This is a genomic window from Paenibacillus sp. UASWS1643 (assembly GCF_008693195.1).
In the GTDB taxonomy this organism is placed as follows: domain Bacteria; phylum Bacillota; class Bacilli; order Paenibacillales; family Paenibacillaceae; genus Paenibacillus; species Paenibacillus amylolyticus_B.
Genome location: NZ_VXKZ01000115.1, coordinates 772,465 through 796,380 on the forward strand (window position 1 = coordinate 772,465; position 23,916 = coordinate 796,380).

At 45.4% G+C, this 23,916-nt stretch carries 19 protein-coding genes and 2 pseudogenes; 3 read left to right on the top strand and 18 right to left on the bottom strand.

Features of this window, described 5'->3' with window-relative positions; translation table 11 throughout:
- Positions 1-52: 52 nt before the first annotated feature.
- From FE296_RS27790 to FE296_RS27800, 3 genes are read right to left on the bottom strand one after another with little or no spacing between them, the layout of a single operon-like run.
- A complete protein-coding gene (locus FE296_RS27790) occupies positions 53-2,029 on the bottom strand; it encodes a YjhG/YagF family D-xylonate dehydratase (RefSeq protein WP_150367134.1) in 1,977 nt (658 codons plus the stop codon).
- A 16-nt stretch (positions 2,030-2,045) separates the two neighbouring features.
- Positions 2,046-3,512 carry an alpha-ketoglutaric semialdehyde dehydrogenase GucD gene (gene gucD, locus FE296_RS27795; protein ID WP_150367135.1) on the bottom strand — a complete coding sequence of 489 codons (1,467 nt, stop codon included), beginning with the start codon at positions 3,510-3,512 and terminating at the stop codon, positions 2,046-2,048.
- A 21-nt stretch (positions 3,513-3,533) separates the two neighbouring features.
- On the bottom strand, positions 3,534-4,409 hold the full coding sequence (locus FE296_RS27800; RefSeq protein WP_091020965.1) for a fumarylacetoacetate hydrolase family protein: 876 nt from the start codon (positions 4,407-4,409) through the stop codon (positions 3,534-3,536).
- Between the two features lie 217 nt (positions 4,410-4,626).
- Here FE296_RS27800 and FE296_RS27805 point away from each other — a divergent pair, with 217 nt between their 5' ends.
- Complete coding sequence (locus FE296_RS27805; RefSeq protein ID WP_124114843.1) at positions 4,627-5,541, top strand: helix-turn-helix domain-containing protein; 915 nt, start codon at positions 4,627-4,629, stop codon at positions 5,539-5,541.
- Between the two features lie 121 nt (positions 5,542-5,662).
- On the opposite strand, the gene FE296_RS27810 is transcribed toward FE296_RS27805, so the two are convergent.
- Positions 5,663-7,084: a family 43 glycosylhydrolase gene (locus FE296_RS27810; RefSeq protein WP_150367136.1), complete on the bottom strand. Its 1,422-nt coding sequence runs from the start codon at positions 7,082-7,084 to the stop codon at positions 5,663-5,665.
- Positions 7,085-7,218: 134 nt separating this feature from the next.
- Here FE296_RS27810 and FE296_RS27815 point away from each other — a divergent pair, with 134 nt between their 5' ends.
- Positions 7,219-8,028, top strand: a complete 810-nt coding sequence (locus FE296_RS27815; RefSeq protein WP_150367137.1) for a helix-turn-helix transcriptional regulator — start codon at positions 7,219-7,221, stop codon at positions 8,026-8,028.
- A 196-nt stretch (positions 8,029-8,224) separates the two neighbouring features.
- On the opposite strand, the gene FE296_RS27820 is transcribed toward FE296_RS27815, so the two are convergent.
- From FE296_RS27820 to FE296_RS33615, 14 genes and pseudogenes are all read right to left on the bottom strand, one after another.
- Positions 8,225-9,211: an ROK family protein gene (locus FE296_RS27820; RefSeq protein ID WP_223869061.1), complete on the bottom strand. Its 987-nt coding sequence runs from the start codon at positions 9,209-9,211 to the stop codon at positions 8,225-8,227.
- Positions 9,212-9,504: 293 nt separating this feature from the next.
- A complete protein-coding gene (locus FE296_RS27825; protein WP_150367138.1) occupies positions 9,505-10,464 on the bottom strand; it encodes an alpha/beta hydrolase in 960 nt (319 codons plus the stop codon).
- A gap of 59 nt (positions 10,465-10,523) precedes the next feature.
- The gene (locus tag FE296_RS27830) at positions 10,524-11,576 is read right to left on the bottom strand and encodes an LLM class flavin-dependent oxidoreductase (RefSeq protein WP_150367139.1); all 1,053 of its coding nucleotides are present in this window, start codon (positions 11,574-11,576) and stop codon (positions 10,524-10,526) included.
- 28 nt (positions 11,577-11,604) lie between these two features.
- Positions 11,605-12,474: an NAD(P)-dependent oxidoreductase gene (locus FE296_RS27835; RefSeq protein ID WP_150367140.1), complete on the bottom strand. Its 870-nt coding sequence runs from the start codon at positions 12,472-12,474 to the stop codon at positions 11,605-11,607.
- A 158-nt stretch (positions 12,475-12,632) separates the two neighbouring features.
- Positions 12,633-13,217, bottom strand: a complete 585-nt coding sequence (locus FE296_RS27840; RefSeq protein WP_223869062.1) for a TetR/AcrR family transcriptional regulator — start codon at positions 13,215-13,217, stop codon at positions 12,633-12,635.
- Positions 13,218-13,393: 176 nt separating this feature from the next.
- A pseudogene (locus FE296_RS27845) lies at positions 13,394-14,254 on the bottom strand (MFS transporter); the annotation flags it as partial.
- Positions 14,246-14,812 (bottom strand): annotated as a pseudogene (locus FE296_RS27850) (MerR family transcriptional regulator); the annotation flags it as partial. The pseudogenes FE296_RS27845 and FE296_RS27850, both read right to left, overlap by 9 nt.
- Before the next feature lie 253 nt (positions 14,813-15,065).
- Positions 15,066-15,485 (bottom strand): arsenate reductase (thioredoxin), encoded by a 420-nt coding sequence (gene arsC, locus FE296_RS27855; RefSeq protein ID WP_047843093.1) that lies wholly within the window; start codon positions 15,483-15,485, stop codon positions 15,066-15,068.
- Between the two features lie 38 nt (positions 15,486-15,523).
- Positions 15,524-16,819 carry an arsenic transporter gene (locus FE296_RS27860; RefSeq protein ID WP_150367141.1) on the bottom strand — a complete coding sequence of 432 codons (1,296 nt, stop codon included), beginning with the start codon at positions 16,817-16,819 and terminating at the stop codon, positions 15,524-15,526.
- 72 nt (positions 16,820-16,891) lie between these two features.
- A complete protein-coding gene (locus FE296_RS27865) occupies positions 16,892-17,218 on the bottom strand; it encodes an ArsR/SmtB family transcription factor (protein ID WP_124114838.1) in 327 nt (108 codons plus the stop codon).
- A gap of 142 nt (positions 17,219-17,360) precedes the next feature.
- Positions 17,361-19,829: an FAD-dependent oxidoreductase gene (locus FE296_RS27870; RefSeq protein WP_150367142.1), complete on the bottom strand. Its 2,469-nt coding sequence runs from the start codon at positions 19,827-19,829 to the stop codon at positions 17,361-17,363.
- Positions 19,826-20,140, bottom strand: coding sequence for an ArsR/SmtB family transcription factor (locus tag FE296_RS27875; RefSeq protein WP_124114836.1), 315 nt, complete (start codon positions 20,138-20,140; stop codon positions 19,826-19,828). The genes FE296_RS27870 and FE296_RS27875 overlap by 4 nt, the downstream gene beginning before the upstream one ends.
- Positions 20,141-20,371: 231 nt before the next feature.
- The gene (locus FE296_RS33610; protein WP_223869063.1) at positions 20,372-21,343 is read right to left on the bottom strand and encodes a family 43 glycosylhydrolase; all 972 of its coding nucleotides are present in this window, start codon (positions 21,341-21,343) and stop codon (positions 20,372-20,374) included.
- A gap of 105 nt (positions 21,344-21,448) precedes the next feature.
- The gene (locus FE296_RS33615) at positions 21,449-22,186 is read right to left on the bottom strand and encodes a glycoside hydrolase family 43 protein (RefSeq protein ID WP_223869064.1); all 738 of its coding nucleotides are present in this window, start codon (positions 22,184-22,186) and stop codon (positions 21,449-21,451) included.
- 353 nt (positions 22,187-22,539) lie between these two features.
- Here FE296_RS33615 and FE296_RS27885 point away from each other — a divergent pair, with 353 nt between their 5' ends.
- Positions 22,540-23,901, top strand: coding sequence for an alkaline phosphatase (locus FE296_RS27885; RefSeq protein ID WP_150367143.1), 1,362 nt, complete (start codon positions 22,540-22,542; stop codon positions 23,899-23,901).
- The last annotated feature ends 15 nt before the right edge of the window (positions 23,902-23,916 follow it).

Sequence of the window (23,916 nt, forward strand, 5' to 3'; positions counted from 1 at the left end):
TCCCGTATGAAAGTGATGATCTGTACAACAGCAGATACACAAAAGTTAGAAATCAGTACCAGCCCAGCGCTTTTTTGCCGGCTTCCAGAGCAGTTATAATTCGCTCTACATCATATACATTCCCTCTCCAGGTCCCACCACTGACCGATTGCAATGCAGCCCAGAGCTTTGTATCATCCGGCAAAGCTTCATCAGGCCTCATATCCGGATGGAAGGACCTTTGTGCCAGGATGAGAGCACCTTCTTCCGGCGAAAACTCCAGATCTCCTTCTCCTACAAAGTTAATGCTGCCCTCCAGCGTGTTACGATCAACCGCGATGTCAATCAAGTCTCCGTTCCGCAGCTTGCCAATCGGTCCGCCTGCCAGCGCTTCGGGGCCAACATGACCAATACACGCTCCGGTGGAAACACCGGAGAACCGGGCATCCGTAATTAGTGACACGTATTTGCCAAAAGACAAATGTTTAAGCGCAGATGTAAGCTGGTACGTCTCCTCCATTCCGGTTCCCGATGGACCTCGCCCGAGAAGCACAACAACGTCGCCAGCAAGTATACCTCCTGTCTTAATCGCATGGATCGCCTCACGTTCGGTGGTAAATACCTTTGCTCTGCCACGGTGACGGTATACGCCATGCTCATCCAGCACAGCAGGATCAATAGAAGTGGATTTGATGACAGAACCTTCTGGAGCGATATTCCCGGTTGGAAATGTTACGGTCGATGAGATGCCAAGCCGCTGAGCGTGTTCTACACTCATGATGACACTGTCCGGATCAATGCCGTCCTGCTCTTTTAACTGCTTCCGCATGAGATGACGCCGTTCCGACGATTCCCACCAATCCAGTACCTGACCCAATGAAGTACCTGTAACCGTTGGTACAGACTCATCCAACAGACCAAGCTGTCTGAGGTGGAGCATGACCTCCGGTACGCCTCCGGCCTGAAAGACACGTATGGTCGGATAAAAGATCGGTCCGTTTGGCAGGGCACTAACCAGCCTCGGAACATTTTTGTTAACCTGTATCCAGTCCTGTACCGTGGGTACGGTTAAACCGGCGGCATGGGCAATGGCCGGTATGTGAAGAAGCAGATTGGTCGATCCGCCAAACGCGGCATGAACGGTCATCGCATTGCGAATGGATGCATCCGTGACAATGTCTGCCATCCTCATCCCCTGAGACTCCATATAGATGAGTGCACGTGACGATTGGCGCGCCATTTCAAACCAGATGGGCTGCCCGGAAGGTGCAAGCGCGGCATGTGGCACTGTCATACCCAATGCCTCTGCTACAACCTGGGCTGTAGCCGCGGTACCTAGAAACTGACAGCCTCCTCCCGGTGTAGCACAAGCTCGGCATCCTAAATCGGACGCCATTTCCAGAGAAAGTTCCCCGTTGACATACCGTGCACCGATGGTCTGAATTTTACCGGCGTCCTCTCCATCGGTAGGCGGAAGTGTGACCCCACCGGGAACGATTACACCAGGCAATTGAGGCATGCCGGCAAGCGCGAGCATCATCGCTGGAAGACCTTTGTCACAAGTGGCGACACCAAGCACGCCTTTACGCGTTGGCAGCGAGCGAATCAGTCTGCGAAATACCATAGCGGCATCATTCCGGTACGGAAGCGAGTCAAACATGCCGGTTGTCCCCTGTGATCTGCCGTCACACGGATCGCTGACATATCCGGCAAACGGGATTCCTCCACGGCTTGACAGTTCTTCTGCGGCAGCCTTCATCAGCAGGCCGACCTCCCAGTGCCCCGTATGGTAACCGAGTGCTGCCGGGCTGCCGTCTTCATTGCGTATGCCACCTTGTGTACTCAAGATCAGAAATTGTTTTCCGTTCAATTCCCCAGGCTTCCAGCCCATTCCAACATTCTGGGACATGCCAAACAAGTCGCCGCTTGGAGCATTCCGCAGCAAATCATCCGTTAAAGGAAGACGTCCGGCAGCCCCTGGAGCATGGGCTATGATATCAAAGCAGTTGGATGCGGTCTCTCCCATAATCGACGTAATCTGTTCGTACATGGTAGCCTCCCACAGTTTATGACTTCACGAAGACCGTTTTGATGGCCGTGAAAAATTCGATAGCCGCTTGCCCCTGTTCTCTTGAATGTGAACTTGACATCTTCATTCCACCGAACGGAGCCTGCAGCTCTACGCCGGCCGTTTCTGCATTAATTCTGACCAGTCCTGCATCCATATCCCGGATGAAAGACAACATGGCTCCGACGTTCTGTGTATAGATGGAAGCACTCAAGCCATAATCGCTATCATTAGCCGCTTCGATGGCTTCCTCCAGGGAATCTACCGCAATCAAGGCCAGGACCGGGCCAAAGATTTCTTCCCGGGCAATGGACATATGGGATTCTACCCCTTCAAATACGGTCGGCTGCACATAGAACCCCTCTTCCAGTCCAGGACCATCCCCTCTTTTTCCACCAGCGAGCAGAACAGCACCTTCATCCAGACCTTTTTGAATATAACTCAGCACGGTATTGAGCTGTCCTTCGCTTGCACATGGACCCATCCAGCTTCCAGAAGACATGCCGTCACCCAGCCGAATTTCCTGGATTTGCGAGAGCAGCTTTTCTTTGAAGGCATCGTATACTTTTCGTTCAATAATGACCTTGCTGGTGGCCGTACATTTTTGCCCTGTTGATTTCAAGCCTCCGCTGATGGTGGCTTCCACAGCCAAATCCAGGTCAGCGTCAGCCGCGATAATAATCGGGTTTTTGCCACCCATCTCAAGTTGATACTTGGCCCCACGTGCCAGTGCTGCGCCGCCGACACGTTTGCCCACTTCATTGGAGCCTGTGAACGTTATTCCGCCCACATCCGGATGCTCAGCAAGGGCAGATCCGATCACTGAGCCTCTACCGCATACCAGATTAAGAACGCCTGCCGGAATGCCCGCTTCTTCGAAACACTCCATTACTTTTGCTGCTGTGACCGCAGTTTCCTGAGCAGGCTTCAACACAACCGTATTGCCGTAAATCAAGGCCGGAGCCGTTTTCCAAATCGGAATGGCTACCGGGAAATTCCAAGGAGCAATAACCCCTACAACGCCAAGGGGTACGCGAGTCGTAAACATCAGCGCTTCGCTGTCCGTTGATGGAATGACATCACCGGTTTTTCGCATGCCTTCTCCGGCGTAATACCTTAAGATCGCGACACCGCGCAGTGTCTCTCCTTTGGCTTCAGGGAGTGTTTTGCCCATTTCCCTGGTCATCGCCTCTGCAACTTCATCGGCCCGGCGTTCCAGCACATTGGCTGCTTGAAATAGATAGTTGCCGCGTTCCGCACCCGATAACCTCCGCCAATCTTTTGCTGCTTCCTTCGCCGCTGCGACAGCCCGGTTCAGATCCTCTACGCCGGAGGTGGGTACATAGCCAACTACCTCCTTCCGATTCGCCGGGTTGATGCTCGGTTCGGTTTCACCGGATGTCGCCTTCACCCATTCTCCGTTAATATAATTGCTGTATGTCTGCTCTAACTGAAATGTGGTCATCGCATTCATCCTCCTTGTACATTAGTTTGAAATGACTGGATTAATAAGTGTCCCGATATCGCTAATGGATATTTCAATGCGGTCCCCTGGTGCAAGTGTAAAATCATTAGGGGGCACAATGCTTGTACCTGTTAATAACACCGTGCCGTCAAACAGATCGTTATCTCTGGCCAGAAAAGAGACCAGCTCATCGAGTTTTCGGTTTAACTCACTTGTGCTTGCCTCGCTTTTGACAACTACTTCACCTTCGCGATATATCTCGCAGACGATGTTGAACGCATATGGATTCTGCACCGTTTCCGCCAGACGAATGGCTGGCCCTATGGAGCAAGAATTGCGCCACATTTTTGCTTGTGGCAGATACAGCGGGTTTTCCCCTTCAATATCGCGGCAGCTCATGTCATTGCCAACGATGTATCCCACTATGCTGCCATCCGCGGCAAGCACCAACCCCAGCTCAGGCTCCGGGATCTGCCAATTGGAATCGCTGCGAAGTGTGACAGCCTCATTGGGTCCGACGGTGCGGGCTGCTGTAGATTTAAAAAAGATCTCCGGTCTTTCGGCATCGTAAACTTTATCGTAAAAGGTCTTTGCATCCAGCTTGCCTTCCGTTGCTTCATAATTTCGCGCTTCCCGGCTGCGCTGATAAGTCACACCCGCCGCCCATACTTCCGGAGCTTCCAATGGAGTGATTAGATGCAAGGAAGTCCAATCGTCAGTTAACTTGTTTAATGGTTTAAAAGCGCTTTCAACAAGTTGAACTGGGGAAACCCCCTGCTTTCTTGCTTGATAGATCAAAGTCATAAAATCTGCTTGCGGCAAACGATACGCTTGTTCATCATCCGTAACGGCTGCCAGCCACTTCTGTTGTCCGTCCAGAAATCGAATAATTCTCATTCAAGCTTGCCTCCATTTTTCCCCATCGGGTTGATAATACTACCATAGCACCCGCTATGGTTCATGACGATGTTCTAATCACTCCGACGATTTACCCTTTTCACGCATTTTTTTTCTGTTAAGATGAGGTTAGATCCGTTGAACTAAAGATGATTTACGAGGATACTCCGATGACAGGATTTTGGAATATAGAATAGTACAAGGGGGTTGGCTTGTTGTGACCAAGCTTTCGGATGCTGTGTATTTAGGTCGTCTGCCCGATGTTCGCATGTCTTTTCAATTATTGGGGCTGCATGCAAGAAAAGTGGATTCCAGCTGGACTTATCCGTCTCACGAACATTCAATGTATGAAGTCCACTGGATGATGGACGGGCAGATGAACATGGTTGTCAACGGGCAGTCTTACCGTCAGTCGGTTGGCGACCTTCTGTTCATCCGGCCTGGTATGACCCACTCTTGCACGGGAGCCGGACCAGAGGGGTTCACTTATTTTTCCGTCCATTTCAGCATACACGATACATCCTTTTGCAGAGAACTTAACCGTTGCAAAGACATCTATTATCCGGCAAATTCGAATTTGGCTCTGGGGCTCTCTTCTTCCCTGTCTACCTTGTATGGTCTGGCCACAGAGCATTTGTCTAGCTCGCTATCTTCCTCCAAACAAATGAAGGTACATGCCGCTGTGTTTGAACTGCTTGGTTCCCTAGTCGGCCAGTTATCTCAGCAAGCATCCGTTACGTTGTCTAGAAAAGAAACCATTGCCCATCAGATTGCTGAGCACATTGAGGATTCGGTGAGATATATCCATCTTCATGGGGAGATTCAGGAGAGCGAGCGAACCTGGATTCAGGACATTGCCAAATCGCTGAGCATTAGCCCGTCACAGGTTAATCGTATTTTTCGGCAGGTATACGGTATCGCTCCGCGCAAGTTTCTATCGGAAACCCTTCTGAACGAAGCGCAGCGCTTGTTAAAACAAACCGACCTGAACATAGACCATATTGCGATGATGCTGGGGTATAAGACCAATGCGCATTTCAGTCGCCAGTTCAAGCGGTGGACAGGCATCGCGCCAAGTGAATTTCGCAGTCATTCGCAGCAGGCCGGAGAAGCCAACAATGCGGATGACTAAAAGTATAATCATAAAAACTTCAATTGTCTGAGCCGCAGAGCCTGATTGGTCAACAAAGCAGCCACTGAATGATCAGCAGCTGCTTTGTTTTGCTTGGATTACTCAGATCATGTTTGGAGGATTAGGCTAAAATAAATGATGCAAGGCTGGCACTTCCTGAACCTCTGTACGTAAAATACAAAGCCTGTATACCATCCGGAATCGTTATCTCGGCTGAATAGGGTTTCCAATGATTTGTGAAATGTACCGGGATTGTACCCAGGACAGGACCGTCCCATGCAGTTTTGACCTCAAATACCCCGTGACAGTATCCACGTACCTTGATCGAGACCTGGCGAATTCCTCGGCAATCAAAGAATTTGAAACCTGCCGTTGCGGATTCAACCATATTGGCGATATATCCGACCTCTTCATCACCGTCTCTACCATCCTGTGTGATCTTCGGAAAGCGGCTGTCCAGCCAGGCTCCTGCCCCGAAACCTCCGGTGTACTTCTGATCATCTCTGGTCAAAAGATTACATGCAAGATATGCGGGGTACTCGCCTTTACCTTTAAGCGGTCTCCCGCTCGGACCACAGGAGGTCATTTCCACCTGAGGAATGCTGCCGTCCTCTTCAAATGATATCTTCTCAATACAGCCCTGGCGGTTGAATGCATCCCCATTGGTATGACGGTGATAGAAGACATACCAGTCTCCGCTGATCTCCACAATGCTGCCATGGTTATTGCCTCCATAATACATGGGTTTGTCAGCAGGTTTGTAGGAGTCGATATGGAGATCGCAGTTGCTTACGATGACGCCCTGATATGTAAATCCTCTATTTGGGTATAGGCTGGTGGCATAACATAATTCATGCATAACGATGGAGGAATACACTAGGTAGTAGGTATCCCCTCTCTTCCGGATGGAGGGCGCTTCAAAAAATTCATGGCCCTCATAACCGCTGCCCTTACTATAAGGTTCGCTCGGTGCTACGAATACCGGTTCTTCCACAATCGTCAGCATATCCGGACCTAACATCGTGGCCATCGCGCCATGTCTTGATTGATCTCCGGCCGCACAGAAGCCGGTATACAGATAAGTGTGCTGTCCTTCAGTCATCACACCTGGATCGAACTGGGGCTCGTCCCCTTCTCTTTCACCCAGACGAGTGCCGTCGCCATATTGTACATAACCATAGAATTCATATTTGCCGGCAGGTGTATCACATACTGCCACCGAAACAACGGGTACCTTATCCAGCACATAATACAGATAATACCGCCCATCGGGCCCCACTGTTACATCTGGCGCATACAGGCACATATGGCCATTCGGATTCAGCGGATCATCTGTTTTCCGGTAGATCACGCCTTCATTTCTCCAATCCCCAAGGTCATTCACAGGTGCAGACCAGCATACATAATCGTTCAGACAGAAGGCATGTCCGTTAAAACGGTCATGTGAACCATACACATACACTCGTTCATTGAATACATAAGGCTCACTATCAGGTACGTACTCCCAGGATGGAAGATAAGGGTTGAACCCCTGCTTGTTCATTCCAGCTACACTCCTCATATAATCGTAATAGTACATCCGTTCTATGAAATGAAGATAACTCTCGTATAATAGAAAATAGCTTAAGTAGTGTATTGACTATTCTTATCTACAACTTAAAGAGAAGGGGAACAACCATGACCTCTATTTTTTACGTGGAATGTGACGCGGTACATCAGAACCATTTTGTTTTTGATATCCCTGAAGGGCATGATGCCTGGCTATTGGTTATTACACAGACCCCTGCACAGTTCTGGGTTGATGGACAACTCAAGGAATACCCGGCTCATTGTGCTGTGCTTTTCAAACCTTATCAGAAAATATATTATCGGGCTTGTTCAGAGCGCTATATTAATGATTGGATTCGTTTTGAAAGTGATGAACCGTTTGTAACCGATACCTCCCTTCCATCAGGCACACCTTTCCCGCTGGATGATCCGGAATACTGTCATAAGCTATTCCAACTGCTTGTTGCAGAGCATTCTTTTCAGAAGGATTACCGGGAATCGTCCATCAATTGCCTGCTGCGAACCTTGTTCAATAAATTGCTTGAATCTTGTGTCCAAGAGGATATTAGTCCTCAGCACTATCCACTGTTGAAGCTTCGGACGGCAATTCACAACCATCCCAGCCATCCTTGGACAATATCAGAAATGGCGAAGATCATAAACGTCAGTCCGGGGTACCTGCAGTTGATGTACAAGAAATCGTTTGGCCTCTCGTGTATGGAGGATGTTATTCATAGCCGAATACGTTTGGCCAAAGAATATCTCAGACATCATCTGTATACGGTTGCAGAGATTGCTGATCGATGCGGTTACCGTAATGTCGAGCATTTTTGCAGGCAGTTCAAACAAATGACCGGTTCCTCGCCTAAACAGTTTCATAAACGACCAGAAGGTGCCGCGGCTGACATAACAGAGTTGGGAGATAAATCTCACTTTTAAGCGGGATGTACGTAGATCAATGGGAAAATTCCCACGCTGCCGAATGGGTGTTTATACATAACTTAGCCATCCAACCGGTATAAACGTCATTGAGGTTGTTAGCGTTCTCTGCTGTCATTTTAAGTTAAGGTTTTAGACTGTATGATGCAATGACATATTCTCAAGCATAATTGATCAATTATCATATTGTGATACCTTATAATGGAAACTTATTTTTTGCATATGCAGCCGCGCCGATCATTCCTGCTTGCCCACCTAACTTTGCTTGTACGATATGACAAACACCTGATGAGAGATGCAATGCATGATTTTTAACCGTGTCTCGCACTGTATTCAGTAAGCGATCACCCGCTGCCGACATTCCTCCACCAACGATAATCACTTCCGGATTGAATAGATTAATTACATTGGAAAGACCAAATCCAAGAATCTCTCCGGTCTCATGCATAACCTCAACAGCAAGTGAATCTCCAAGATCGTATGCTTCCGAGATCATACGGGCAGTAATTGCCGTCAAATTCCCTTCCACCCACTTCAAAATCATACTTGAGCGCCCTTCCTCAAGCTTGTCTGTAAGGGTTCTGACCATTCCTATTGAGGACACGTATCTTCCCAGACAGCCCGAGCTTCCACAACGACACGGGCGCCCCTCTCGGTACATATTCATATGACCGATTTCACCCGCACTCGATGTAGTACCGTAAATAACCTTTCCGTCATTGACAATACCAGATCCAAGACCAGTGCCTAACGTTATCAATATCAGGTTTTTATATCCGCTGCCTGCACCGAAAAGCCATTCACCATAGAGATTTACCCGAACATCATTGTCGATATAAGCAGGAAATTCAAAATGATTTTTCATATGATTCACGACATGAATGTTTTCCCAGTCTGGAAAATTAGGTGAAAATAGAGATAGCCCCTGCTCAGGATCTAATAATCCAGGAATGCCCATACCCATGCATAGAATAGATTTTGGCTGGATTCCCTCATACGTCAGCATCTCTTGAATAATGCCTACCATTCGGTTTAATACATGAGATGGTCCCTTTGCCGCTTCTGTAGGGTCAGATCTTTCGTGAATTTTTTGAAACTCCAGGTTGAAAATGGCGGACTTAATATTGGTTCCACCCAGGTCAATTCCGATTATGTATTTTCGCATAATAATCTCCGCTCTCATTTATTTTGATACCAAGGAACGTGTTCCAAAGTTTTCTTTTGGTTACCAAAGAAGAAGTGTCTACTTTTCTATCGGAATCACTCACTATAGTATAGGGGCAGACTTCGAGATTGAACAAGCAATCTAAGGAACGAGTTATCCTGATGGAATCATGGAGCTTAACCCCATTTCGACCTTTTTGAATTATTTATCTATACGTACATCTCCAAACAAAAGAAGTCACTAATTTAGTGACTTCTTCGGACATAAAGTTTCCTATTATAAATTTCTTTAACTTAAAAGGTTCTGATTCATCAATCCTTAATTAGGGTTCTATTGGGATGAAGTGCACGAGCCATTGCATCCATATAACCCTGAACAGTGCGTTGACTCACTTCTGTTTCTGGAGCAAGAATTTCAAAAAGGTGGAAGCAACCTGGATAGAGGTGAAATTCAACATCCACACCTGCTTGTGCTAGTCGTGCCACATACTCCATCGTCTCGTCCCGGAAGAGATCGAGCTGACCTACACAAGTATAGGCTGGCGGCAATCCGGCCAAGCTCTCTGCTCTAGAAGGTACTGCATAAGAAGAACTTTCAATGACATCGTTCTCCTCACCAAGGTACATATTCCAAGCAGCTACGTTGTCCGTTCGGTTCCAGATTGAACCCTCTTCTGTAATCTCATGACTAGATGGCGTGATGTTACGATTATCTAACATCGGGTACAATGGCATTTGGAAGATGATAGACGGACCTCCTTTATCACGTGCCATCAGCGCTAGTGCTGCTGTCAGCCCTCCACCACCACTAGCACCGGCAATTGCAACCCGATTCACATCAATGCCAAGTATTGCTGCCTCCTCCGTCATCCATACCAATCCAGCATAACAATCTTCAATCGCCGCAGGATATGGATGCTCAGGAGCGAGCCTATAATCCACTGATACGACAATACATTCTGCTGTCTGAACAAAACGTTCGCACAATTTGTCGTCCATATCTGGATGTCCTAACACGTATCCGCCCCCGTGAATCCATAACATGGCTGGCAGTAAATCATTCGTTCGATCGGCAGGTTCATATATTTTGACCAGCATCTCACCTTTATCTCTCGGAATTTTCCGGCTAGTTGTGTTTACATGCTCTGATTTTTTCACCGATGCAGCCGATACTAAGTTTCTGCTCCACTCTAAATTTTTCTCCAATTCAAACCCTGGAAATTGTGAATATACCTTTTTTAATTCTGGTAATATACGTGTCTCAATACTCATGATAATTCCTCCAAATATAATAATAATGAATTCGTTCATTTATGTTTTTTAGTTAATCCTTATCTCATTTCAGCTTCCCACTTGGAAATTTCCTCTCGTACTCGCGGTGCAACCTCTTTACCGAGCAATTCTATAGCCCGCATTACCAACTCATGTGGCATCGTGCTTAAGGGAACATACATCATGAAACGTGTAATTCCTACATGCTTACGCAGATGAATAATTTTTTGAGCAACTGTTTCCGGATCCCCTACATACAACGCACCATCAGAGCTGCGGGCAGCGTCATAGCTGGAACGATCGTAATATGCCCACCCCCGCTCTTTGCCGAGTTTATTCATGCCGTACTGAGTGGACGGGAAAAAGAGTTCTGCGGCTTTTTCCGTATCTTCTGCAACAAATCCGATTGAATGTGAACCTACCCGAAGCTGCGATACATCATGACCAGCATGAGTTGCCGCCTTTTTATACAGTTCTACAAGTGGCGCAAATTTCGTTGGATTTCCACCGATAATTGCCAGAACTAGTGGCAGACCTAGAATTCCAGCACGTATGGCAGACTCCTGAGTACCTCCGCTACCGATCCATACAGGTATAGAATTCTGAACAGGACGCGGGTATACCCCCAGATTATGTATCGCTGGACGATGGCCTCCACTCCATGTTACTTTCTCGGATTCCCGTAATTTAAGAAGCAGTTCAATGTTTTCATTAAATAAATCCTCGTAGTCATTCAGGTTATAACCAAACAGTGGAAAGGACTCAATGAAGGAACCCCGACCCGCTATAATCTCGGCACGTCCATTGGAGAGACCGTCAAGCGTGGAAAAATCCTGAAACACACGGACAGGATCTGCTGAAGAAAGCACCGTCACTGCACTTGTCAATCGAATCCGTTTTGTGAGGGGCGCCGCAGCGGACAACACCATTGCTGGTGAAGATGCTGCATAATCATCACGATGATGCTCACCTATGCCAAACACATCAAGTCCTACCTGATCTGCAAGGACAATTTCTTCCACAACTTCTCGCAATCGCTGAGCGTGACTCATCACAACTCCGGTCTTAGTATCAGGCTTTGTTTCTACGAATGAAGTAACACCTATTTCCATAATTAATCTCTCCTTATATTTTCTTTCCTTAAGAGGAATGCTCAAGACAACGGATTAAAGCCGTCCAATCCAACTCACCATAACCATGGGTAATTCCTTCAGAGAGGTGTTGATGAATAAGCTGACCTAAAGGAAGTGGAGCTTGAACTGACTTGGCTGCCTCGATAGCTAATGCAACATCCTTTAACCCGAGTTTCATTTTAAAACCGGCTGGTTCAAAGCGCTGTTCGGTCATGATCGCGCCATAGTTCTGATATACCGGAGATTGAAAAAGAGCATTCACAACATCCATATATCGGGACGGCTTAATGCCGTGCTTTTCAACCATGAGCTGCGCTTCCGACAAAGCTTCTAGCATTGAAGCAATCAGAAAGTTAACGCCTATTTTGACAATGTTACCTTCTTCGCCATGATCCCCAATCTCAAATATCTCTTGACTTAGTGCTATTAACATGGGAAGTACTCGTTGTCTTGCATGTTCCGGACCAGCTAAAATAATGCGCAATGTAGCTGCTTTAGCGGCATCCGGGCGCCCCATTACGGTGGCAGACACAAAGTGCTGGTGTCTCTCCGCATGCAAAGCGGATAATTTCCGAGCCAGATCTGCGCTGATCGTACTGGCAGATACGTGAATTCCATTTTCAGATAATCCGTTCAGAACGCCAGTTGGTCCCTCAACAATCTCTCTCAAAGCAGCATCATCAGATAACATGGTAATTACAAGATTGCTTTCTTTCGCTGCCTCTAGTGGAGTTTGGACATACCGTGCTCCCTGTTTTATTAATGGTTCAGCTTTTTCAGGGGTCCGATTAAAGATGACTACGTCATAACCCGCTTTCAACAGGTTTTGTGCCATTGGAAGGCCCATATTTCCAAGTCCAATAAACGATACCTTCATTGTTGCATCTCCTTATTATTTATGGATTGTTTCGATAACGGAATGAATGTTCCAGAATGATCAAAAAAATTATGGTTTTTCAGATACTCTTCAAATGACACCTTCAAAATATGAGGACTATAATAACGGAACAATCATTCCAATATTGATAAAAAAAATTATATCCCTGCAATTACAAAGCTAATCATCTCTTTTGCACGTTCTGGATTTTGACCTGTTTTGGCCATAATATTTATGCTTTGATGTAAATTCAGCAATAAATAAGACAATGTTTTGATATCAGTTGTTTTATCTATCTCTCCCGATTGTTGGCCCTTCTCCAAAAGCTCGCAAAATGCTTGTTCCAAATCCGAAAAACTAGTCTGTATCAAGACATTTATCTGTTCATCTGGTGACTCCAATGTTGTAGCTGTATTCGTTACAAAACATCCGCCCGGTAGGGTCGTATCGTATGCTGAAGCAATATGATACTCAAAAAATTGAAGAATTCCATCTCTAACGTTTGATGCTTGTTCAAGAATGGTCTGCTTATTGGAACTCCCTTTTTTATAATGCTCCAGGGCATCTTTGTACAAGGTTTGCTTGTCGGAAAACGTATCATAAAGGCTGGATCGACTAATGCCCATCACTTCTAGTAAATCCGGTATGCTAGCAGCCTCGTATCCTTTTTTCCAAAACAACAACATTGCTTGGTGTAACGCTTGATTTTTGTCAAATTCTTTAGTCCTGGCGATAAGTAACACCTCCCGTTTCAGAAATATAACATATCTGAACTGATCAGTCCAGAAAAAGAATATTGCAGATTGTTGATCTTTATTGAAAATTTATCCATTAAAGAAATATATTCGCTATATTTGATAGGTAACTTAAAACATATTAAGGAAAAGAGGATATTCAATGAAAAAAGTCTTTTTATCTTATTTACGCTAAGGGCAATGTCGGAATTACGAGGTGCCAGTGTAACCAGATATAGTTGCTGGGCCGAAGATATGCTCCACGTTGCTAACATAAAAATCATTAATACCAAGATTAAAATCATAAGATTGATCCCTGCTAGAGCGAACAAACGAAGAGTTGCCCCTTGTAGCAGAAGGCCTAGACAAATTGTAAACTTTGATCCCTTTGCATCTGCCAATTGTCCACCAACTTTCGATCCGACAAAGCTGCAAATTCCCGCGAGAAACAGAACACCGCTGATCTCGGTCATGGTAAGTGTCGATGTAGCTTGCAAGAACGGCGTAATATACGTGAACAGTGTTGAATAGCCGCCGATATACAATAACGTAATAAGCAAGGCAGTCAGAATGAGTGGATTTTTTAAGATGGAGAGCTGCATTCTGAGGGTGATTTTTTCTTCCTCTTTGATTGCCGGAACCTTTTTGTAGATAATAAGTAATGGAAGAACACTTAACAAACCGATTAAAACAAATAGAACTCTCCATCCAAACATTTCACTAAAAAATGTGCCTAATCGGACACCGAGCACTAGCGAACTACTTAGCCCCATCAAAATGATGCCGATGGCATTGCCTCTTTTTTCTTTTTCAACCAGTCGTGTCGATACGGCCATTGCTACTACGGTAGCCATGCCTCCGCTAGCCCCTTGAATAATTCGCACCCATAGTATAGTTTCGTAAGAAAGGTTAACAAGCATAAGTCCGTTACTGGCAATAAACACACTGAGGGTGGCCAACAGTAACTTCTTGCGATCCATATTTATTGTAATTGCAATGAGAATCGGAGCGATAATGGCCGCTGCCAGAGCGAATACAGGAGATAAGGGTAAATATAATTCCCTACCAGCTTCGTTCTCCTTGATCTGATAGTTATTTTTCTCAATCCATGTAGCTAGATGAACACAGGTTTTACAGGCAAAGGCGGCATTGGAACGATAAGCTATGGTGGCCATCATGGGCTCAGCAGGAAGAGTCCGCAGTTGAAATGGGTCGGGAGGTGATCGCAGCTCACAAGTTAAGAAGTAACCTATTTCAAACTCGAACTCTTCCTCTATAAGCTGCATGCTTTCCTCAATCCGGACAAGTTTGGCTTGTTCCGTGTCAATAATCTGCTGAATTTCGCTTCTTTTTAGCTTAAACATGCCTTGAATATTCTCCAATGTAATATGTTCCTGTAACAGCTGTGTGATTTGTGGCAACGTAAACCCAAATTCTTTATAAATGAAGATTCGGTTGAGCTCGAGGAACTGATCTGCGGAATAGTAACGGTAACCCGAATCGTGATCTACCTTTCTCGGCTTAAGTATGCCAATCTGGTCATAATAACGCAGTGTTTTTAATGAGACCCTACTTAACCTGGAAAATGCACTGATTTTGAACAACATATCAACTCCAATCTATTAACTTAATGCGAGTATATAGTTTCCCGTACAGGGGAAAGTCAAGGGTATATATGCTTCTCATTTGCCTAGCTAAAATCAACCACCGCCCTTGTCATCACTCTATGTTGCTGTTATGGGTAAGTCAAAGAACCGTTTCTAAATGAAACGTTCTTTTTTTTTGAACAAAAAAATGCCACTCATCGTGGCATTCTCTCGGTACTCATTCAATTATCCCTGCTCAGGCAGGTCTATATTATTTTCCGGTTTCAGCAAATGTTTTAATACGCTCCCCGATCTGGTCACGAACCCTTTGGAATACGGCCCATTTCTCTTCATCTGTACCTTGCGCTTTGGCAGGATCATCAAATCCCCAGTGTTCCCTCTTCACATGTGGAGGCGTCATTGGACATTTATCTGCTGCATCCCCACACAACGTGACTACGAAATCAGCGTTGTTCAACAACTCTGAATCAATGATGTCCGAGGTTTGAGTTGAAATATCCAGATCAACTTCGTTCATGGCTTCAACCGCTTTTGGATTCAGACCGTGGGCCTCAATTCCTGCGCTATAGATATTCCAGTCCTCACTCAGATATTTCTTGGCCCAGCCTTCGGCCATTTGACTCCGGCAAGAGTTGCCTGTGCACAGGAAGTACAGTGTTTTTTTACTCATGTTCATCGTCTCCTCGTTACTTGAATTATAGATTGCTTTTATAGAATGCTTAACCACAGATACAGACCCACTAGCGTAATAAACAGAGTCGGAATGGTGATTATGATACCCGTCTTGAAGTAAGTGCCCCATGAGATTTTGACACCTTTGGTGCTAAGTACATGAAGCCAAAGCAGGGTCGCAAGTGAACCAATCGGGGTAATCTTGGGACCTAAGTCCGAGCCAATAATATTGGCATAGATAAGCGCCTCCCGAACAGTCCCTGTAGCTGTGGTTGCATCAATGGCAAGCGCATCAATTAACACGGTAGGCATATTGTTCATCAGGGATGAGATGATTGCCGCGATAAAGCCCATACCCATTGTTGCAGCAAACAATCCTTGATCAGCCACAGCCTGAATGACTACGGCCAACAGATCGGTCAAACCTACGTTACGTAGACCATAAACCACGACATACATGCCGATGGAGAAAAATACGATGGCCCACGGCGCTTCTTTGACAACCAATGTAGCTGGTACAGCTGAACTGCGGGAAGCCATGATCAGGAAGAATATCGCGACAATACCTGCCACAAGAGATACGGGAATTCCGATAAATTCACTGGTAAAGTATCCAATGAGAAGAACCGCTAACACCACCCACGACAACCGAAACATCTTCATATCCTTAATGGCAGTTACCGGAGGTTTCAATTCACTGGCATCAAATCGTTTGGGAATACTCTTGCGGAAAAAGAGATACAGTACACCTATACTCGCCGCCAGTGAGAACAGATTTGGAACAAACATCCTTCCTGCGTACTCCATAAACGTAATACCAAAGAAATCGGCAGACACTATGTTGACCAGGTTACTTACAACCAATGGCAAGGAAGTTGTATCCGCAATAAATCCACTGGCGATAATAAATGGAAATACTTTTTTCGCATCGAAATTCAATGCACGTACCATGGCTAGAACAATCGGCGTTAGAATCAGTGCGCCTCCATCGTTGGCAAAGAAAGCAGAAACCACCGCTCCCAGTATGGAGACGTAAACAAACATACGTACACCATTGCCATGAGCGGCTTTGGCCATATGTAAGGCAGCCCATTCAAAAAAACCAATACGATCCAGAATTAATGAGATCAGAATGATTGCGACAAAAGCAAGCGTGGCGTTCCATACGATTCGTGTTACATCCCATACATCTTCCAAATTGACCACACCCACAAGTAAAGCAAGGATTGCTCCGCCGCAAGCAGACCAACCAATGGACAGGTTTTTAGGCTGCCAAATAACGAGTACAAGTGTAATCAAAAAGATGATGCAGGCTAACAGCGTAGAAAACAAAACGATCCCCCCCTTTCAGTTCATCTTAATTTACATTGGTATATAATGATATGCTTATATATTGATCAAAAATTAATTACATACTGATGTAAAGTTTTCTTTATTTAACGATTTAAGAATAGTTGCTGTATCCGGCATCAATTCCAGGACAGATGAAATATAGGGTGTATTCTCTACATTTAAAGAGTAGTATACCCACTGACCACGTTTACTTTCTTTAACCAAGCCTTGATCCTTCAGTTTGCGCAAATGCTGACTAATTCCAGGTTGTGACATGTCTAAAATCTCTACAAATTCACACACACACCATTCACGTTCTTTGAGGAGTGTAAGGATCGTAAGGCGTGTTTTATCACCCAGCAATTTAAGCTTATCCGCTACCTCTTGCATAGAATCCATAGCACTTCCTCCTTCAATACATATAAGTGTATGCTTATATTATAATATCAAAAAAATGAAGTCAATGTTTACTTGATGATTAAGTCCAAAAAAGCGTTGGTTCGAATTCGAATCAACGCTTTTTTGAGTTTGTGATAAATTTTTAAATAAACAGATTATGATTTGCTTGTGATGCTTGTCCAAGATAGTAACCTACACCACCAATTTTAACTTGGTCTATTAATTCTTCACGCTGAATTCCCATTAAATCCATGGACATTTGGCAGGCAACGATCTCTGCTCCTTGTGCAATTACACTCTCTATCAATTCTTCCAACGAAGGCACATGATGTTTTTTCATCAAACCCCGGATCATTTTCGGGCCTGCTCCAAGCATATTCATTTTGGACATGCCAAGCTTCTGGCTACCGCGAGGTAACATCATATCAAACATACGGCCGATCATGGTTTTGGATAACTTTTGCGGTTGCGGCTTACGAATAATACTCAATCCCCAAAATGTGAAAAATAGAGTTACTTTCCGTCCACTGGCTGCGGCCCCATTTGCAATAATGAGTGAGGCAATCGCTTTATCCAGATCGCCACTGAAGACTACCATTGTACTGGCAGGATCGCTGATGGGGGAATCCGACACGGGTTGTGCTGTATTTTTAACAAGGACAGACTCAATTGTACCGCCTTTCATTCTTTCCAACTGCAAGATGGTGGAACCTGACATCGTGGCCCATGCTTTAACATCTTCATAGAAGCCTGGATCGGAAGCTTTCACGCGAAGGGTTTCTCCGTTCGAGAGTTGATCCATTTTTTGCTTCACTTGTATTAACGGACCAGGACAACTTAATCCGCATACGTTCAAGTCATGATCAATACGTTGCGGCTGTGTCGAGTCAGCTGGAATAGACTCCTTTTCCTTAGCATCCACCGCAGGATCATGATAATCTTGTTTTGCAGCAGTAAATGGAGCAGGCTTAAACTGGGCTTGACGGTATGTTTTATAACCACCACTCAAGTTTTTTACACTAAAACCATGCTGACGCAGAATTTGCGAAGCTGTATAACCACGTAAGCCGACTTGACAGTATAGCCAAATTTCTTTGGATCGGTCTAATTCATCTAACCGCTCACGAAGCTCATCAACTGGAATAGAGAGTGAATCCGGAATATGACCATTATGATGCTCAATTTCACTGCGAACATCCAGAAGTATCGACTGCCCAGGCTGACGATCAGCCAGTTGATTATAGGTGAACGTCTGAACACGTCCAGTGATCATATTCTCTGCTGCATATCCAGCCATATTCACGGGATCTTTGGCAGAAGAATATGGTGGCGCGTAACTCAGTTCAAGCTCTGTCAAATCCCGTACATGTCCTCCGAAATGAATGGCTACAGCAATGTCATCAATTCGTTTATCCACTCCATCATACCCGACTGCTTGTGCGCCTAAAATCTTACCTTCCGGAGTAAACAGCAGTTTAAGAGTAATTGCGCTAGAACCCGGATAATACGATGCATGAGAAGCAGGGTGTACGATAACGGTTTGATATTCCACGCCGAGACGCTGGAGTGTTTTCTCATTACTGCCTGTTGTGGCTGCGGTCATTCCAAATACTTTGATAATGGACGTACCTTGTGTTCCTTTATAGGTAGAATGAAGCCCTGCAATACGGTCGGCAACAATACGACCTTGTTTGTTGGCAGGTCCGGCAAGTGGTATCGTTGCCTTCGTACCATGAATGGTTTCCGTTACTTCGATGGCATCCCCAACCGCATAGATATGTGGCACACTGCTTTCTAAAGCTTCATTTACGATAATATGTCCACGTGCACCCAGCGAAACACCGCTATCTTTCAAGAAATAGGTGTCCGGCGTTACGCCTATCGCAAGAATAACCATGTCAGCTGTTAGCATATGACCATCCGCAAGTTCAACTCCTATGCCCTGCTCCAGGGAATGGAATCCCTGAACACGTTTGGAAAACAGCAGGTTCACACCGTGATTCTCCATTTCCTGTGCTAATGCGGCTGCTAATTCGGGATCATATGGTGTGAGTACTTGTGCGTTCCCCTCAACCAGCGTTACATCCAGACCAGCTTCCTTTAAATTCTCAGCCATTTCCACACCTATAAATCCACCACCTATGACGATCGTAGACTTGTTGTTAGAAGAACTTACCTGGTCTTTGATCCGATCAATATCAGGAATATTCCGTACGGTATAAATTAGTGGATTGTCCTTACCCGGCAGATCGGGAATGATCGGTTTTGCACCTGGTGACAATATCAACTCGTCATAGCTTTCTTCATATGCACCGCGTTCCTGCGACTGTATCTGAACCACTCGCTTCTGCGAATCAATAGCTACAACCTCACTTCTTGTGCGAACATCGATACGAAAACGATCTGCCATCCCTTTTGGCGTTTGCACCAGCAGACGCTCTCGGTCATCGATTGATCCCCCTACATAATAAGGTAAGCCACAATTGGCAAATGAGATATAAGGCCCTTTCTCAAAGATAATAATTTCGGCATGTTCATCCAGACGGCGAAGACGTGCAGCTGAAGATGCACCTCCAGCTACCCCGCCAACAATCAGTACTTTTTTACTCATGATTCACAATCATCCTTTTCAAATAAAGTATTTATAATCTGTTCAACCCGTGGATCAGCAAGCACATAGTTCACTTCAAGACCATTGCGCTCTGTAGCAACAATACCTGCACTACGAAGCTTTTGGAGATGTTGTGACACTGTAGATTGGGGAAGATCCAGACATTCCTGCATATAAGAAACATTACATTTTTTTTTCATCATCAGTCCCCGCACAATGCATAAACGAATGGGGTGAGATAAAGCTTTCAGCAGATTAGCAGGTTCATCGAACTGTTTAATGTTATTGCTGTCAAAAGCGGGAGTGTTCAAAAGTATTCCTCCTAAATCGTTATATCGTAATAATACGATTTATTGATTCGCATGTCAAATGTATTCTGGATTGAATGTGTTCAATAAGTTTCATACCCGCTCAGCCCTAAGGTTCTGGCTTGTTCCAGGTGGATGATAAAAATGCCTGCCAAAACCGCCAAAAGCGATATTTGACAGGCAATCATGCTGTATCAGGTCTTTGTAAATAGCGATTTAATTAAACGTCTTATATTAGAGTATAACCGGCTGAATCAGTCCGTCCTTACCAAATAGAAGCGGGTCCATACATATTTCGCGGTGATACCCCTTTCCAGAGGAAAATCTGGATAGTGGGGTGACAAAACGGTGATAGGCAATCTGGTATTGACCCGTTTCGGAATCATTAAAGATACAGTGATGACCTGTACCCAGCAAGCCCTTCTCCACATTTTTGCTCAGGATTGGGTATCGATAGGTGATTGGACCATATAGCTGCTCTGCCGTACCGTAATTCACATGATAGTCTTCGCTGCCTGTGTCATCACAGGACCACGTAAAATGGTATAGTCCACCCTGCTTCAAAACGGTTACCGCCTCACGAAAATCATGCAAGCCCGCCAGATTGCTCATTGTGTCCTCAACGACACTTATCATATCTTCATTAAGCTCCACAATGGCAGCATGTCCATTGCCAAATAGCAGATATGGTTTTCCATCATCTTCAATATAGATGGAGGGATCAATAGCCTGGCCCATGGTAATGCCCAGACGTTTTAACTGCTCCATTGTGATCAAAGGTTGCGACTCGGCCAGGAATGGACCAATCGGTGTATCCGCTACAGCAACGCCAATGGCACTCTCGCCGTTCAGCATTTTGCCACAGAAATAAAAATGGAACTTTCCGTTACGGCTGGCAATTGCCGGTGCCCATGCATTACCGGTTGCCCAGGCCACATCCTCTGTTCCCAGATCAAGGATAACACCTTCGTCTTGCCAATGCTTCAGGTCTGAAGAAGAAAACACTTTGAACTGTGTCCCCGACCACCCCTCGAAGCCATCTGTTGTTGGATACATATAGTAACGATCCTCAAACTTGGCTACATCAGGATCGGCATATTGTCCCGGAAGCACCTGATGACCATCCCCGAAAGCCGCAAGAAGCCGGCTGCACTCCTCTGCTGTGACTGGCAGGACACTTCCATGACGCTTTTGAGTCGTACCCATATCGAATTCACCATCAGGGACGATTCGGAATTCTCCGCTTCGCAGATCTGTAGTCAGCAGAGGAAGATACCCCTTTCCTTCAGCAAATCGATCAACAATCAGGCACTATTCCTCCCGGTCATTGAATTTAAAGATTTGAGGTCCCTCCACACCTGCCAAAGCCTCCAGTACCGGGGCTTGCAGCGTAACAAACGCCTCTTTGTCGAGAGAGTCTCCTTTTTCTACCCGTATGTTTTTGGTTGTTTCATCCTTGGAGTATCGATAATAAGAGCCATCCGCAGGAAGAATCGTTGTATCAATAATATGATTATCCCGCTCAATGTATTTTTCCGATGCCGAGAACGAACGAAAGTCTTTTGTACGAGCGCTGTATATTTTTTGTTTTCGTTCTTGCTCCTGAGATTCTTGCGTCGCAGAAGCCCAAAATACAAGAAACTCATCTGTTATTTCATCATACACAGCTTCGGGTGCCCAGACACATCCAGCGCCCTCAACACCCAGTGTAACGTTCCATGGGGATGACCAGTTCACGAGATTGCTTGATTCCCATATAATTACGTCCCGGCTCCCGGCATTAACGGCATGAGTCCATCCTTTGCCGCTTGCGATGCGGAGATCCGTAGCAATCAGATAAAATTTATTATCCTTGACTGAACGAACTAGAAATGGGTCCCGCACCCCCTTTTCTCCAAGGCCGGAAAACAGCACAGGCGAGCCGTCATTAAGGTCTTTCCAGTGAAGACCATCCTCGCTATAGGAGAAATAAACCTGCTCTCCGTCTAGTTGTTCGCCAATAAAATGTACAAAGAGATACCCATCATAAGTTGGAGTTGTTTTGGTCAATGGTAAAGAGCCTCCTGAAATGAAATTGACTTTATATTAACAGTAATACAAAAATGAAAGCGTTCTACTTATGTTGTATCATACTTCAAAAACAGCGGAATGAGTATGTTTTTATAATCTCGTATGTTGCAGATCATGTGAATCTTTCGTCAGAATCCCATTGTCCTGATCGGGATGTATGTCTTTCTCCTCATGCAAAGAATTAACACATCGTCTTATTTTGTTTATTTGACCTCAGGTATACAAAATTCTTGGTTTTCATTTACAAATAAATGCTAACCTTTTTAATGATGAACAAATGAATATAGATTCATGCATTCATTTTTGTTTTCGAGATACGATGAGGAGGAATCATTGTGAAATTATCCAAAAGAGTATTACCAGCGGTAGCGCTGACTCTGGCTGTCTCCGCTTCCACTCTCTTGTCTGCCGGACAAGCAAGTGCCGTTCAAGCTGTGAGTGTGGAGAAAAAACAAATCAAGAACATCATTTTCCTCATTGGGGATGGCATGGGTACCTCGTATACTTCGGCCTACCGTTATATGAAGGATGATTCTTCAACGAAGGGCATGGACAAAACCGTATTTGACCCTTATCTTGTTGGGGCACAAATGACCTATCCGGATGATGATAAACAAAATGTAACGGATTCCGCTTCCGCAGCAACGGCCATGTCGGCGGGTGTGAAAACATACAATGCGGCCATTGCGGTTGACCCTGAGCAGAAGGAAGTCAAAACCGTACTTGAGCAGGCCAAAGAAAACGGTAAGTCCACCGGACTCGTGGCTACGTCGGAGATCACTCATGCCACACCAGCTGCATTTGGTGCCCATGATATCAGTCGAAAAAATATGGATGCCATTGCGGACGATTATTATGATGAGTTGATTAATGGCAAGCATAAAGTGGATGTACTTCTGGGTGGAGGGAAATCCAATTTTGTACGCGAGGGTCGTGACCTGACGAAGGAGTTCCAGAAGGCCGGATTCAGCTATGTGACGGATCGTTCCTCTCTCCTCGCTGATAAGAATCAACAAGTGCTTGGACTGTTTGCCGATGGAGGATTGGACAAGATGATCGATCGTACTGCTGAAACACCATCATTGGCTGAGATGACCAATACAGCGATTGATCGTCTCAGCTCCAACGACAAAGGATTCTTTCTAATGGTCGAAGGCAGCCAGATCGACTGGGCAGGACATGATAATGATATCGTTGGTGCGATGAGTGAAATGGAAGATTTCGCAGCAGCATTTCAGGCAGCTATTGATTTTGCCAAAAAAGACGGCGAAACACTTGTCGTAGCTACTGCTGACCACTCCACGGGCGGACTTACGCTTGGAAAAGACGGAGAATACAACTTCTTCGTAGATCCGATCAAAGCTGCACTGCGAACACCAGACTTCATGGCAGCACAAATTGCCAAAGGTGCTTCGGTTGAAGAAACATTGAAAAGTTATCTGAAACTCGAGTTGAAGTCGGAAGAGATTCAATCGGTGAAAGAAGTAGCCAAAAGTGCAGATGTAACGAAGATTGATAATGCCATTGAAGCAATTATTAACAGTCGTTCGTTTACGGGCTGGACAACAGGTGGACATACAGGTGAAGATGTTCCTGTCTATGCCTACGGACCCGCAAGTCATCGCTTCGCCGGATTGATCGACAACACAGATAATGCCAAGATCATATTTGATATCCTCAGCAAGCACCAATAATTTGACAATAATACG